Below are 13043 nucleotides of genomic sequence, written 5' to 3' on the forward strand. Positions count from 1 at the left end.
ATCTCAGCTACTCCGTCTTCAAATCGTCAGGCCTCGGCATCAAGATGATGTTGTAGCCGGAATCGACGTAGTGGATCTCGCCGGTCACGCCGCCGGAGAGATCCGACAACAGATACAGCGCCGAGCCGCCGAGCTCGTCGAGCGTGACGCCGCGGCGCAGCGGCGCATGCTTCTGTTGGAATGCGAACATCGCCCGCGCCTCGCCGATGCCGGAGCCGGCGAGCGTGCGGATGGGGCCTGCGGAGATCGCGTTGACGCGGATGCCGCGCGGCCCGAAATCCGCGGCGAGATAGCGGACTGAGGCTTCCAGCGCCGCCTTGGCCACGCCCATCACGTTGTAATTCGGCATCGCGCGCTCCGAAGCGCCGAAGGTCAGCGTGATCATGCTGCCGCCCTCGGTCATCAGCTCGGCGGCGCGTTTTGCGACCTCCGTGAAGGAGAAGCAGGAGATCACCATGGTGCGCGAGAAATTCTCGCGGCTGGTGTCCGCATAGCGGCCCTTCAGCTCGTTCTTGTCGGCGAAGCCGATCGCGTGGATCACGAAATCGAGCTGGCCCCACTTGTCGCGAAGCGCAGCGAAAGTCGCATCGACGCTGGCGATGTCCTCGACGTCGCACGGCAGCACCAGATCGACGCCGAGCTGCTCCGCCAGCGGCTTGACGCGCTTGCCCAGGGCCTCGCCCTGGAAGGTGAAGGCGAGCTCGGCGCCATGGGCATGCAATGTCTTCGCCATGCCCCAGGCGATCGAATGATCATTGGCGATGCCCATGATCAGACCGCGCTTGCCTTTCATCAAACCTTCCATCTCACGATCACCTTCCGCTTTCGTCATGCCCGGGCTTGTCCCGGGCATCCACGCCCTTCGAAACCTGAGGCCAAGACGTGGATGGCCGGGACAAGCCCGGCCATGACGAGAAAATCAACGGTGCGCCAACAACGCCGTCACGCATCCAGCCGGCTGAACACGAGCGTGGCGTTGGTGCCGCCGAAGCCGAAGGAGTTCGACAGCACGGTGCCGATCTTGACGTTGTCGATGCGCTTGCGCACGATCGGCATGTCCGCGAACACGGGATCGAGCTCCTGGATGTGCGCGCTCTCGCAGATGAAGCCGTTGTTCATCATCAGCAGCGAATAGATCGCTTCCTGCACGCCGGTGGCACCCAGCGAGTGGCCGGTCAGCGCCTTGGTCGCCGAGATCGGCGGGCACTTCTCGCCGACGCCGAAAACTCTGCGGATTGCATCGATCTCCGGCGGATCGCCGGCGGGCGTCGAGGTCGCGTGCGGATTGATGTAGTCGACCTTGGTCTTCACCGTCGACATCGCCATGCGCATGCAGCGCTCGGCGCCTTCGCCTGACGGTGCGACCATGTCGTAACCGTCCGAGGTCGCGCCATAACCGACGATCTCGCCATAGATGCGCGCGCCGCGCGCCTTGGCATGCTCGAGCTCTTCCAGCACCAGCACGCCGGCGCCGCCGGCGATGACGAAGCCGTCGCGATTGACGTCGTAGGGACGCGAGGCCGTGGCGGGCGTGTCGTTGTATTTCGAGGACATCGCGCCCATGGCGTCGAACAGGACCGACAGAGACCAGTCCAGCTCTTCGCAGCCGCCGGCGAAGATGACGTCCTGCTTGCCGATCTGGATCGTCTCATAGGCGTTGCCGACGCAATGGTTCGACGTCGCGCAGGCCGAGGAGATCGAATAGTTCACGCCCTTGATCTTGAACCAGGTCGCAAGCGTCGCGGAGGCCGTGGATGACATCGCCTTCGGCACGGCAAACGGTCCGACGCGCTTCGGTCCCTTGCTGCGGGTGATGTCGGCGGATTCGACGATGGTGCGCGCCGAGGGGCCGCCGGAGCCCATGATGATGCCGGTGCGGATGTTGGAGACTTGGTCGGGCGACAGACCGGAATCCTGGATCGCCTGCTCCATCGCGACGTGATTCCACGCCGCGCCCTGACCGAGGAAACGCATGGCGCGACGGTCGACCACCGTCGCAGGATCGAGCGTCGGCTCGCCTTGCACCTGCGAACGGAAGCCGAGCTCGGCATATTTCTCAGCCCGCGAAATGCCCGACTTCGCCTCGTGCAGGCTCGCAAGCACTTCCTGGGTGTTGTTTCCGATCGACGAGACAATGCCCATCCCGGTGACCACAACCCGCCTCATGACAGCCTCGCCTAAATCGTTGCCTTCTTGGTGATGCGCTCAGCCCAGGCTCGTGCCCTGCTTGAACAGGCCGACCTTCAGGTCCTTGGCGCGATAAATAATCTGGTCATCGACCGAAAGCCACCCGTCGGCGATACCGAGCACGAGCTTTGAACGCATCACGCGTTTGATATCGACGTTGTACACAACCTTGCGGGCCTCGGGCAGCACCTGGCCGCCGAACTTCAACTCGCTGAGGCCGAGCGCGCGGCCGCGACCTTCGCCGCCGATCCAGCCGAGATAGAAGCCGACCATCTGCCACAGCGCATCGAGGCCGAGGCAGCCGGGCATCACCGGATCGTTCTTGAAGTGGCAGCCGAAGAACCAGAGGTCGGGCTTCACATCGAGCTCGGCGCGCACCAGGCCCTTGCCGAACTCCCCGCCATTGTCGCTAATTTCCGTGATGCGGTCGAACATGAGCATCGGCGGCAGCGGCAACTGGGCATTGCCCGGGCCGAACATCTCGCCGCGGGCACACGCCAGCAGATCTTCGTATTCGTAACCGTTGCGCCTGTTCAGCATGCACGAGCCTCTATTCTAATCCCGATTGAGCGACGTTTTTTGGCGAAAATGGGCCCCGTCTCGGTCGGAGAGCAACGCCAATTGCCATCGTCAGGCGCACCTCCCGCAAGCCCCGATGGACTGCGGACGGGCCGCCATGCCTGGCTGCGCCAAAATCGGCTAAGCGGAACCGCGCGCTCTCTAACACAGGCATTTCGGGTCGCAAAGCGCGTCCATGAAGGTAAAATGACCGCTCCCCTCGCCCGGTTCCAAGTCTGATTAGAACCTCTCTAGTTGCGAGAAACTTGCATCTGCATCTTTCTGTTCTTATATTGCAGGGAGATATTGTTCACGCGTGCCCGAAATCTGGAAATGAGCGAGAATACCGCGCCCCATCACGACGACGACGTCCATTCCGCGGCCCTCTTGTCCGGCCGCCAGCCGGCCCTGACCGGCTGCCCGTGGCACGACGTCAACGAAATGCTCCAGTCCGCGGGGCTCCGCCCGACGCGCCAGCGCATGGCGCTCGGCTGGCTCTTGTTCGGCAAGGGTGCGCGCCACCTCACGGCTGAAATGCTCTATGAGGAAGCGACCCTGGCCAAGGTTCCGGTGTCGCTGGCGACCGTCTACAACACGCTGAACCAGCTCACCGATGCCGGCCTGCTGCGCCAGGTCAGCGTCGACGGCACCAAGACCTATTTCGACACCAACGTCACCACCCACCACCACTACTACCTCGAGAACAGCCATGAGCTGGTCGATATCGAGGATCCGCATCTGGCGCTGTCCAAGATGCCTGAGGTGCCCGAGGGGTACGAGATCTCGCGGATCGACATGGTCGTGCGCCTGCGCAAGAAGCGCTGAGCCTCACTCTCCCGCGTCGTCCCGGCCTAGCGCGCAATTGCGCGCTAGGCCGGGACGACGGCAAGACGTCAGTTTACCTGCTCGTCCGAGTAGACGCCCCAGAGGCGCTCCTGCTGGATCCAGCCGTCAAAACCGTTGCCGGTGACGTGGCACCAGTTTGCGGTGCACTTCCTCACCTGCGTGACGACGCCGACCTGGAGCTTGGCTGCAACCGCGCTGTCGGGATCGGGACGGTCGTAGATCGGCGCGAGGTCGTCCTTGTTCTTCATGGTGACGACCGCGGTGCGGCGACCCGACAGCAGCGAATGATAAACCCAGCCCTCGGCGCCTTCGGAATCGCGCACCCGGCGCCAGTTCTCGAATTCAGCGGTGATTTCGACCGGCAGGCCGGCGCGGGTATAGACCCATGCCACGTCATGGTCCTTGGTCGGGCCGGCGCGAACGTTGACGTGATCCGACTTGAGGCTGACATAGCGCGGCACCGGCAGCCCGCTGGCGGTCTGGGGGGTGTTGTTGTCCTTCGCTGAATGCGAGGGGCTGACCGAGGCGCTCAACCAGGTACAAACGAGCGCCATCACCGAACAAAAACGCCCCAACGCCATCAAACCCGTCTCCTGTCGAAGACCCGCCCGAGCCGGGTCCTCACCCCAAAATCCAAAATCCTGCCGCGCCTGTCCCGCCCCACGCGGGTGTTCCCCAAAGCCAGGTCCTCAAGCCCTAACCCGTGGTTCTTGTCTTGGCCCGGTCTTCTGCTAGAGAGGACGGACGCTTGAACAACCAGTTTGCCCCGATTTTCCGGCCGGAAATATCGGGAGAGCTTGAAGGAAACGCCGGGGACGACACGGCAAGGGCAGTGTCGAACAACCGGGTTAATGAGGCCTCAACGGCCGGCCTTTGGTGACAGAGGCGGCCTGCGGCACCTCATGAGGCAGGACATGTCGGTGAAGAAAAAGCCCCTCGTCGTGGTGACGCGCAAGCTGCCGGATTCGATCGAGACGCGGATGCGCGAGCTGTTCGACGCGCGGATCAATCTCGACGACACGCCGATGTCGGCCGAGCAGATCGCGGAAGCCGCGCGCACCGCCGACGTGCTGGTTCCGACCGTGACCGACCAGATCAGTGCCGATGTCGTCAATCAGCCCGACTGCAAGCTTCGCCTGATCGCCAATTTCGGCAACGGCGTCGACAATATCGACGTCGAGGCCGCGCACGCCCGCGGCATCACCGTCACCAACACGCCAAAAGTTCTGACCGAAGACACCGCCGACATGACCATGGCGCTGATCCTCGCGGTGCCGCGCCGAATGATCGAAGGCGCCTCGATCCTGACCGAAGGAAAACCCTGGCCGGGCTGGTCGCCGACCTGGATGCTCGGCCATCGAATCGGCGGCAAACGGCTCGGCATCATCGGCATGGGCCGCATCGGCCAGGCCGTGGCGCGCCGCGCCCGCGCCTTCGGCCTGCAGATCCACTATCACAACCGCCGCCCCGTCGCGCCGAAGATCGCCGAAGAGCTGGGTGCGACCTATTGGGAAAGCCTCGACCAGATGCTGGCGCGGATGGACATCATCTCGGTGAACTGTCCGCACACGCCGGCGACCTATCATTTGCTCTCGGCGCGGCGGCTGAAGCTGATCCGGAAAGACGCCTACATCGTCAACACCGCGCGCGGCGAGGTCACCGACGAGGACACGCTGATCAAGCTGATCGAAGGCGGCGAGATCGGCGGCGCCGGCCTCGACGTCTACGAGCACGAGCCCGCGGTCAACCCGAAGCTGGTGCGGCTTGCCAAGGCCGGCAAGGTGACGCTGCTGCCGCATATGGGCTCGGCCACGATCGAGGGCCGCGTCGAGATGGGCGAGAAAGTGATCATCAACATCCGCACCTTCCTCGATGCCCACAAGCCGCCGGATCGCGTGCTGCCGAGCATGCTGTGAGGGCTCAGCGCCGGGCCTGGCTTCCTGGCCCCGCGATTTCAAGACTAGCTGCGACGTCCTCACCAGTACGGACAAGCCGACGCATTCGCGTCTCCTCCATCGCTGACGAAAGATCGCGGATCAGCTCCATAAGCTCCGGTTCGAGGTGCGTCGTATTCACGACCTTGATGACGTAGGGGGGCTTGAGGGCGTTCATTCCGCCCCCGAAAATTGAATCCAAAAAGGCAGCCACCACATCACCATGCCACTCCGGCGCCCCTATTGCTGCCTTGAGAGCTGATCGAAAATCCTGAGCAGTTGTCCAACTACCGGCATCGAGTTCTACGGTCTGCATATCGTTTTGCTGCCGTCCGTATTTGGGCCTGATGTTCCTATTTGCGATGGATGCTCAAATCCTCGAACACAGGCCCGTCGCCATTGAGCGGATTGGCTGGATCGCGCGCATAGCGCAGCGTCTCGAAGCGCATCGCACGCGCATCGATCATCAGGAGGCGGCCGACGAGGCCGTCGCCGAAGCCGACGATCTCGCGGATCGCCTCCAGCGCCATCATCGAGCCGAGCACGCCCGCCAATGCGCCCATGACGCCGGCTTCCGCACAGGCCGGCACGGTGCCGGGCGGCGGCGCTTCGGGAAACAAACAGCGGTAGGTCGGGTTGAACTCGCCCTGCTCGTTCGTCTCGTGGGCACGGATGGTGGTGAGCGAGCCATCGAAGGTGCCGATCGCCGCGGTGATCAGCGGCCGCTTGGCGAAGAAGCAGGCGTCGGAAACGAGGTAGCGCGTCGAGAAATTGTCGGAGCCGTCGAGCACGAGGTCGTAGTCGCCGATCAGGCTGAGCGCATTGTCGGCGTTGAGCCAGGTGGCGTGGCCGACGAAACGGACATGCGGATTGAGCGCCGCAATCCGCTCGGCGGCGCTTTCGACCTTGTGCCGGCCGATATCGGGCGTCGTATGGATCACCTGGCGCTGCAGGTTGGACAGCGACACCACGTCGTCATCGACCACGCCGAGCGTGCCGACGCCGGCGGCGGCCAGATACATCAAAGCGGGCGCGCCGAGTCCGCCGGCACCGATCACCAGCACGGAGGCCCGCTTCAGCGCAGCCTGGCCGGGACCGCCGACATCGCGCAGCACGATATGGCGGGCATAGCGTTCAAGTTCGTCCGGGCTCAGCATCGTTCTTCGTTCCTCTCACCCCTCATCGTGAGGAGGCGCAAAGCGCCGTCTCGAACCATGAAAGGCCCCGATCTCGCCCGTGGCCATCCTTCGAGACGCGGCCTTAAGGCCGCTCCTCAGGATGAGGACTTGGGTTCGTGGCCTCTATCGCCACCTGAACCACCCCATCATTGGTCGCGACCAAGGAGATGTGCTTCAATGACATGGCGTTCAATGGGCTGGCTGGATTTGTCATGAGATCGATGCTTGCGGCAACACTGATGTTTGCGGCTGCCACAGGCGCGAACGCCCAGATGACGGCGCCACAGGTCCCCGGCACCAAGCCGAAGACGGTGCAGACCGTGCCGATCCAGCCTCCGGCGATGCAGACGCCGTCGGCCACAGCGGATGCCATGGCAAGAGCTGAGCGGCTGGCGCTCCAGTCCGACCTCGCCTGGGTCGGCCAGTATAACGGCGCCATCACCGGCGACGTCAGCGAGCGCATGGTCAACGCCATCAAGGAGTACCAGAAGGCCAAGGGCGGCAAGCCGACCGGCGTGCTCAATCCGCAGGAGCGCGCCGCGCTTGCCGAGACGGCACGAAAGAAACAGGAGAGCGTCGGCTGGAAGATCGTGACGGAGCCGACCAGCGGCGCCCGGCTCGGCATCCCCGGCAAGCTGGTGCCGCAGCAAGCGAGCGACGCCAATGGCTCGAAATGGACTTCGCCGACCGGCACGGTTCAGGTGCTGCTCAGCCGCCGCAAAGAGGCGAACCCGACCTCGGCAAAACTCGCCGACCTGGAGAAGGAGCCGTCCGGGCGCAAGGTCGATTACACCGTGGTGAAGCCCGACTTCTTCGTGCTGTCGGGATTGCAGGGCCTTAAGAAGTTTTATGTCCGCGGCACCTTCAAAGGCGACGAGGTCCGCACCATGACGATCCTCTACGACCAGGCGACTGAGAACACGGTCGAGCCGGTCGTGATCGCGATGTCGAGCGCGTTCAATGCGTTTCCGTCGGGACCGCAAGCCGGGCCGCCGCCGCGCAAGACCGTCGAATACGGCACCGGCATCGTCGTCAGCGACGATGGTGCGATCGTCACCGACCGCCTCGTCACCGATGGCTGTCTCGCGATCACGATCGCCGGCTATGGCAGTGCCGACCGTCTCGCCGAGGACAAGGAGCACGATCTCGCGCTCCTGCACATCTACGGCGCACGCGGCCTGAAGCCGCTCAGCCTCATCGGCGGTGCGGCAAAGACGAGTGTCGATGTCATCGGTATCGCCGATCCGCAGAGCCAGGGGGGCGCGGCCGGCGTGTCGAGCCTCAAGGCTGCGCTGGCGCCGGTCGCATCAAGCAGTTCCGCACTGTCGCCTCCGCCGGCGGTCGGCTTCTCCGGCAGCCCGACCATCGATGCCGACGGCAAGTTCGCGGGCGTCGCGCTGCTGAAGCCGGCAATGGTCGCGGGACCTGCGACGTCGGTGCCGGCGTCGCAGGCGGTGATGGTCGCCGCGGAGACGGTGCGCGGATTCCTGAAAGCGAATGGCGTCACGGCGAATGGCACGTCGACGGACGCAAGAGCGGCCGTCATACGCGTGATCTGCGTGCGGAAGTAAACCAGCCGAGAGAATGATCCGCTCGTGTCCCGGACGCGGTGCGGCACGTAGTGCTGCGCCGCTGAGCCCGGACCCATGCTACCTCAAATTCCGTGGAGGTGATTTTTCTGGGCTCCGGCTCAGCAGCGCACCGCTTTCCGCTGCGCTTTGTCCGGGGCACCGCCGTGAGCACTATCTTACGTACGACTACGGGTCCGGTAATGGTACGGATTCGCTGGTATTCGCTATTCCGCCATCATCGTTGCCGTTGATTCGGACCTCCGCGATCCCCTTTGGATCGGGCCGGCACGTCCTGAGCGAGAAGAGCTCAGCATCGAGATCGATGCACGTTCGCGTGGCGTATTCCTGACCCAAGCATTCCAAAGGATTGATCTTCAATGCACACGATCGTACTGGCCACCCAAAAGGGTGGCAGCGGCAAGAGCACGCTTGCCATCGGCCTCGCGCTCGCAGCTCAGCAGGCCGGCTTCACCGTCCGCCTGATCGAGACCGACCCGCAGGGCACCCTGTCCAACTGGCAGCGCCGCCGCACCACGGATGATCTCGTCGTCGAGCCGATCTATCACGCCGCCGACATCGCGCCGCGCCTGAAAATGCTGGCCGACAGCGGCCTCCAGCTCGCGATCGTCGACACCGCGGCCGGCCTTAGCGCCGCCACCACCGCCGCGATCCGCCATTCCGATCTCTGCCTGATCCCGGCCCGCCCGAGCGTCGCCGACATCGAGGCGACCGCTTCGACGCTCAGCGTCGCGCGCGCCTGGAAGCGGCACTTTGCCTTCGTGCTGAACCAGACGCCGATCCGCGGCCAGCGCATCGACAATGCCGCCAACACCCTCGCCGAGGAAGCCGCGCTCGATCTTGCCGAGATGCTCGCGCGTCCGCTGATCGTGATGCGCAACGATCACCAGGACTCACTCGCGAACGGTCTCGCGGTCAGCGAATTCGCGCCGAACGGCAAATCGGCAGACGAGATCCGCGGCCTCTGGCAGTGGATCGAGACCCGGCTCGAACTCTCCACCACGACCCATCTGCTGGCCAGCCAGATGATGTCGGCTGCGGACGGCATGCTGCATGTCAGCGCCGAGCTTTCGGCGGACGAGACCAAGATACTGGCGTCCTGAGCGGGGCGATCGCTCGGACGGCAGCGGGCTCTTCACTATCCGGTTGAAGAGCCCAAGCGATGAAGCAACCCGGCCACCAGCCCGGCCGGGTTGCTTCGCTTCTTTTTTGGGGGACAGGCTCGACCTACCCGTCATTGCGAGCGAAGCGAAGCAATCCAGAGTACCTCCGCGGTGACAGTCTGGATTGCTTCGTCGCAAGAGCTCCTCGCAATGACGGTTGCGGTAGGCATATCGGCTAGCAGAAACTCACCTTCTGTCGGCCGCTCGCCTGATCCTCACTTCTGACATTTCGGACACCAGAAGGTCGACCGACCACTCTGCGTAAACCGCTTGATGGTGCCGCCGCAGCGCGGCGTCGTGCATTTCTCACCCTCGCGGTCATAAACCCTAAACGAATGCTGGAAATAGCCGAGCTCGCCCGAGGTCTGGCGGTGATCGCGCAAGCTGGAGCCGCCGGCCTTGATGGCATCGTTCAGCACGGTGTGGATCGCGCCGACCAATCGCTTGGCGTGGTCCGTCGGCTCGCCGCCGGCAACGCCCTTGCGTTGTCCGGCCTTGGTCGACAACGTCGCGGCGATCCGGCGCGGCGACAGATGCGAGCGGTGCAGCGCCTCGCAGACATAGATGTTGCCGAGCCCCGCCACCACGCGCTGGTCGAGCAGCGCCGCCTTCAGGCTGGTGGTCTTGCCGGCACAGGACCGCGCCAGCATCGCGGCGTCGAACTCGTTGCCGAGCGGCTCGGGACCGAGCCCGCGCAGCAGCGGCTCTTCATCAAGCGCAGCGCGTGCAATCACTTTCATGTATCCGAAGCGGCGCGGGTCGTTGAAGACGATGTCGGCGCCCGAGGACATCCGAAACAGCACGTGGTCATGCGCTGAGTCCTTGCCGCGGGGATAGTGAAACGCGCCGGGCGCGGCATCGTTGTCCGGCTTGATGACGCGGAACGAACCCGACATGCCCAGATGCATCAGGAGCACGTCGCCGGAGGCGAGATCGGCCATGAGATATTTTGCGCGGCGGCCGAGCCCGGTGACGACCTGCCCCTTGAGCCGCGCCACGAAGTCCGGCTGGAACGGAAAGCGCAAATCCGGCCGCCGGGCCTCGGCGTTGAGGATTTTCGCGCCCTCCATGACGGGCTGAAGGCCGCGGCGGACGGTCTCGACTTCGGGCAATTCAGGCATGGTCGGGCATTCACCTTATGAGGGCGGTGTGATAGCGCCATTGCGGCGGGCGCGCTATGGTCCGCCTCGTGGAGTAGAGTAATGGATCGGCCGGGCGAAACCACGCATTTTGGCTTCAGGGACGTCCCCTTAGGGGACAAGCAGACGCTGGTGAACGATGTGTTTCACAGCGTGGCCTCGCGCTATGATTTGATGAACGACCTGATGTCCGGTGGCCTGCACCGGGTCTGGAAGGACATCATGATCAACGCGCTCGACCCGCCGAGGAACGACCGGCCGTTTGCGCTGCTCGACGTCGCCGGCGGCACCGGTGACATCTCGTTCCGCGCCGCCAAGGCGGCAGGCTCCGGCTTCCATGCCACCGTCTGCGACATCAACACCGACATGCTCGCCGTGGGCCGCGAGCGCGCCATGAAGCGGCATTTCGAGACCCGGGTTGATTTCGTCGAGGGCAATGCCGAAGCGCTCGCCTTCGCCGATCGCAGCTTCGATGCCTATACGATTGCTTTCGGCATTCGCAACGTGCCGCAGATCGACCTTGCGCTCCGCGAGGCCTATCGTGTGCTCAAGCCCGGCAGCCGTTTCCTATGCCTGGAATTCTCGACCGTCGAGATGCCTGGCCTCGATCGCCTCTATGACTTGTTCTCGTTCAAGGTGATCCCGCCGCTTGGCCGCATGGTCACGGGCGACGCCGAGTCCTACCAGTACCTGGTCGAGTCGATCCGCAAGTTTCCAAAGCCAGGCGTCTTCGCCGACATGATTCGCGACGCCGGCTTTTCCCGCGTCAGCTGGCAGACGCTCAGCGGCGGCATCGTCGCACTGCATTCAGGCTGGCGTTTGTGATCTCTGCCATTAGCCACATTGCGCGCCTGACCCGCGCCGCGTTCGTGTTCGCGCGCGAAGGCGTGTTCGGCTCGGTCGATCGGAGCCTGGTGCCGCCGCCGGGACAGCTCGCGCTGAAGCTGGCGCGGCTCGTCGAGCGGCGCGGCGTCAAGCACGGTCCGCGGATATCGCGCGCCCTCACCCGAATGGGCCCGGCCTATCTCAAGCTCGGGCAGTTCCTGGCAACACGCCCCGACGTCGTCGGCGTCATCATGGCGCGCGACCTCGAAAGCCTCCAAGACCGCCTGCCGCCATTTTCGCAAGCCGAAGCGGAGGCGGCGATCACGTCGTCGCTGGAACGGCCGCTAACGGATGTGTTTGCGAGCTTCGGCCCACCGGTCGCCGCCGCCTCGATCGCGCAGGTGCATCGCGGCGAAGTCCTGCGCGACGGCGTCCGCAAGCCGGTCGCGATCAAGGTGCTCCGGCCCAACGTCGCCGCACGTTTCCGCCGCGACCTCTCCGACTTCTTCTTCGTCGCGCACAAGGCCGAAGCCTATTCTTCCGAGGCACGGCGCCTGCGCCTCATCGAAGTCATCAACACCATGTCGCGCTCGGTCGCGATGGAGATGGATCTGCGGCTGGAGGCCGCGGCGCTGTCGGAGATGGCGGAGAACACGCGCGACGACCCTGATTTCCGCGTGCCGATCGTCGACTGGGATCGCACCACGCACAACGTGCTGACGATGGAGTGGATCGACGGCATCGCGCTGAACGATCACAAGCGCCTTGCAGAGGCGCAGGTCGACCTGCCCGATCTCGGCCGCAAGGTGATCCAGAGCTTCTTGCGGCACGCGCTGCGCGACGGCTTCTTCCACGCCGACATGCATCCGGGCAACCTGTTCCTGGATGATACCGGCCGTCTCGTCGCGGTCGATTTCGGCATCATGGGCCGGCTCGGGATGAAGGAGCGGCGCTTCCTCGCCGAGATCCTGCTCGGCTTCATCACCCGCGACTACCGCCGCGTCGCCGAGGTGCATTTCGAGGCGGGCTATGTGCCCGCGCATCATTCGGTCGAGAATTTCGCGCAAGCGATCCGCGCCATCGGCGAGCCGATCCACAACCGCACCGCCGAGGAGATCTCGATGGCGCGGCTGTTGACGCTGCTGCTCGAGGTCACCGGCCTGTTCGACATGAGGACGCGGCCCGAGCTGATCCTGCTGCAAAAGACTATGGTCGTGGTCGAGGGCGTGGCGCGCGGCTTCGATCCCAAGCTCGACATCTGGAAGGTCGCGGACCCCGTGGTGCGAGAATGGATCGAGCGCAATCTCGGGCCGATCGGCCGGGTCCAGGGCGCGCTGGCGGGGACCGGAGACATCGCGCGCGTGCTGATGCGCCTGCCGGAGATCGCCGAGCGGTCGGTGAAGGTGCTGGAGCAGCTCGAGACCATGACGCGGGAGGGCATAGGGCTGTCGCCGGAGAGCATCGCCGCGATGGGCCGCAGCGAGAGCCGCAAGAACCGCGGGCGCACCGTGGCGCTCTGGATCATCGCCGCGACCTTCATCGGCATCCTGATCGCCATCCGGAATCTGTGATTGCACTGCAATCACACGGATGATAGCATCGCGATCATTCCGTGCTGGAGGGC

13 protein-coding genes are annotated in these 13043 nt (G+C 64.5%); 6 read left to right on the forward strand and 7 right to left on the reverse strand.

From position 1 onward, the window contains the following. Nucleotides 1-7: 7 nt before the first annotated feature. From fabI to fabA, 3 genes are all read right to left on the reverse strand, one after another. A complete protein-coding gene (gene fabI, locus XH85_RS01235; RefSeq protein ID WP_128937055.1) occupies nucleotides 8-805 on the reverse strand; it encodes an enoyl-ACP reductase FabI in 798 nt (265 codons plus the stop codon). A gap of 137 nt (nucleotides 806-942) precedes the next feature. Continuing rightward, nucleotides 943-2166 (reverse strand): beta-ketoacyl-ACP synthase I, encoded by a 1224-nt coding sequence (gene fabB / locus XH85_RS01240; RefSeq protein ID WP_128930401.1) that lies wholly within the window; start codon nucleotides 2164-2166, stop codon nucleotides 943-945. A 39-nt stretch (nucleotides 2167-2205) separates the two neighbouring features. Further along, nucleotides 2206-2727, reverse strand: a complete 522-nt coding sequence (gene fabA / locus XH85_RS01245; RefSeq protein ID WP_091882246.1) for a 3-hydroxyacyl-[acyl-carrier-protein] dehydratase FabA — start codon at nucleotides 2725-2727, stop codon at nucleotides 2206-2208. Between the two features lie 351 nt (nucleotides 2728-3078). Between fabA and irrA the strand changes: the two genes are divergently transcribed. Continuing rightward, entirely contained in the window at nucleotides 3079-3570 is a 492-nt protein-coding gene (gene irrA, locus XH85_RS01250; RefSeq protein WP_091882249.1) for an iron response transcriptional regulator IrrA, read from the forward strand. A gap of 68 nt (nucleotides 3571-3638) precedes the next feature. Here the strand turns inward: irrA and XH85_RS01255 are convergent, their stop codons facing one another. Further along, nucleotides 3639-4172 carry an SH3 domain-containing protein gene (locus XH85_RS01255; RefSeq protein WP_128930402.1) on the reverse strand — a complete coding sequence of 178 codons (534 nt, stop codon included), beginning with the start codon at nucleotides 4170-4172 and terminating at the stop codon, nucleotides 3639-3641. Nucleotides 4173-4505: 333 nt separating this feature from the next. Here XH85_RS01255 and XH85_RS01260 point away from each other — a divergent pair, with 333 nt between their 5' ends. Further along, entirely contained in the window at nucleotides 4506-5507 is a 1002-nt protein-coding gene (locus tag XH85_RS01260) for a 2-hydroxyacid dehydrogenase (protein ID WP_128930403.1), read from the forward strand. A gap of 4 nt (nucleotides 5508-5511) precedes the next feature. Here XH85_RS01260 and XH85_RS01265 read toward each other — a convergent pair whose 3' ends face one another. Then, nucleotides 5512-5841, reverse strand: a complete 330-nt coding sequence (locus tag XH85_RS01265; protein ID WP_128930404.1) for a barstar family protein — start codon at nucleotides 5839-5841, stop codon at nucleotides 5512-5514. A gap of 37 nt (nucleotides 5842-5878) precedes the next feature. Then, nucleotides 5879-6682 carry a HesA/MoeB/ThiF family protein gene (locus XH85_RS01270; protein ID WP_128930405.1) on the reverse strand — a complete coding sequence of 268 codons (804 nt, stop codon included), beginning with the start codon at nucleotides 6680-6682 and terminating at the stop codon, nucleotides 5879-5881. 233 nt (nucleotides 6683-6915) lie between these two features. On the opposite strand from XH85_RS01270, the gene XH85_RS01275 reads away from it, so the two are divergent. Both XH85_RS01275 and XH85_RS01280 read left to right on the forward strand, forming a co-directional pair. Continuing rightward, on the forward strand, nucleotides 6916-8274 hold the full coding sequence (locus XH85_RS01275; RefSeq protein ID WP_164940035.1) for a peptidoglycan-binding protein: 1359 nt from the start codon (nucleotides 6916-6918) through the stop codon (nucleotides 8272-8274). Nucleotides 8275-8651: 377 nt separating this feature from the next. Beyond that, a complete protein-coding gene (locus XH85_RS01280) occupies nucleotides 8652-9395 on the forward strand; it encodes a ParA family protein (protein ID WP_128930406.1) in 744 nt (247 codons plus the stop codon). Between the two features lie 275 nt (nucleotides 9396-9670). Here the strand turns inward: XH85_RS01280 and mutM are convergent, their stop codons facing one another. Continuing rightward, complete coding sequence (mutM, locus tag XH85_RS01290; RefSeq protein WP_128930408.1) at nucleotides 9671-10576, reverse strand: bifunctional DNA-formamidopyrimidine glycosylase/DNA-(apurinic or apyrimidinic site) lyase; 906 nt, start codon at nucleotides 10574-10576, stop codon at nucleotides 9671-9673. 81 nt (nucleotides 10577-10657) lie between these two features. Here mutM and ubiE point away from each other — a divergent pair, with 81 nt between their 5' ends. Beyond that, nucleotides 10658-11419, forward strand: coding sequence for a bifunctional demethylmenaquinone methyltransferase/2-methoxy-6-polyprenyl-1,4-benzoquinol methylase UbiE (gene ubiE / locus XH85_RS01295; protein ID WP_128930409.1), 762 nt, complete (start codon nucleotides 10658-10660; stop codon nucleotides 11417-11419). Next, a complete protein-coding gene (gene ubiB / locus XH85_RS01300) occupies nucleotides 11416-12990 on the forward strand; it encodes a 2-polyprenylphenol 6-hydroxylase (RefSeq protein ID WP_128930410.1) in 1575 nt (524 codons plus the stop codon). The genes ubiE and ubiB overlap by 4 nt, the downstream gene beginning before the upstream one ends. The last annotated feature ends 53 nt before the right edge of the window (nucleotides 12991-13043 follow it).

Source organism: Bradyrhizobium zhanjiangense (assembly GCF_004114935.1).
GTDB classification, from domain to species: Bacteria; Pseudomonadota; Alphaproteobacteria; order Rhizobiales; family Xanthobacteraceae; genus Bradyrhizobium; species Bradyrhizobium zhanjiangense.

Excerpts from the sequence above, each read along its gene's own strand:
- XH85_RS01280 (WP_128930406.1), top strand. The coding sequence starts at position 8,652 with ATGCACACGATCGTACTGGCCACCCAAAAGGGTGGCAGCGGCAAGAGC.
- XH85_RS01260 (WP_128930403.1), top strand. The coding sequence starts at position 4,506 with ATGTCGGTGAAGAAAAAGCCCCTCGTCGTGGTGACGCGCAAGCTGCCG.
- XH85_RS01275 (WP_164940035.1), top strand. The coding sequence starts at position 6,916 with ATGAGATCGATGCTTGCGGCAACACTGATGTTTGCGGCTGCCACAGGC.
- XH85_RS01270 (WP_128930405.1), bottom strand. The coding sequence starts at position 6,682 with ATGCTGAGCCCGGACGAACTTGAACGCTATGCCCGCCATATCGTGCTG.
- fabB (WP_128930401.1), bottom strand. The coding sequence starts at position 2,166 with ATGAGGCGGGTTGTGGTCACCGGGATGGGCATTGTCTCGTCGATCGGA.
- ubiE (WP_128930409.1), top strand. The coding sequence starts at position 10,658 with ATGGATCGGCCGGGCGAAACCACGCATTTTGGCTTCAGGGACGTCCCC.
- mutM (WP_128930408.1), bottom strand. The coding sequence starts at position 10,576 with ATGCCTGAATTGCCCGAAGTCGAGACCGTCCGCCGCGGCCTTCAGCCC.
- irrA (WP_091882249.1), top strand. The coding sequence starts at position 3,079 with ATGAGCGAGAATACCGCGCCCCATCACGACGACGACGTCCATTCCGCG.
- XH85_RS01265 (WP_128930404.1), bottom strand. The coding sequence starts at position 5,841 with ATGCAGACCGTAGAACTCGATGCCGGTAGTTGGACAACTGCTCAGGAT.
- XH85_RS01255 (WP_128930402.1), bottom strand. The coding sequence starts at position 4,172 with ATGGCGTTGGGGCGTTTTTGTTCGGTGATGGCGCTCGTTTGTACCTGG.
- fabI (WP_128937055.1), bottom strand. The coding sequence starts at position 805 with ATGGAAGGTTTGATGAAAGGCAAGCGCGGTCTGATCATGGGCATCGCC.
- fabA (WP_091882246.1), bottom strand. The coding sequence starts at position 2,727 with ATGCTGAACAGGCGCAACGGTTACGAATACGAAGATCTGCTGGCGTGT.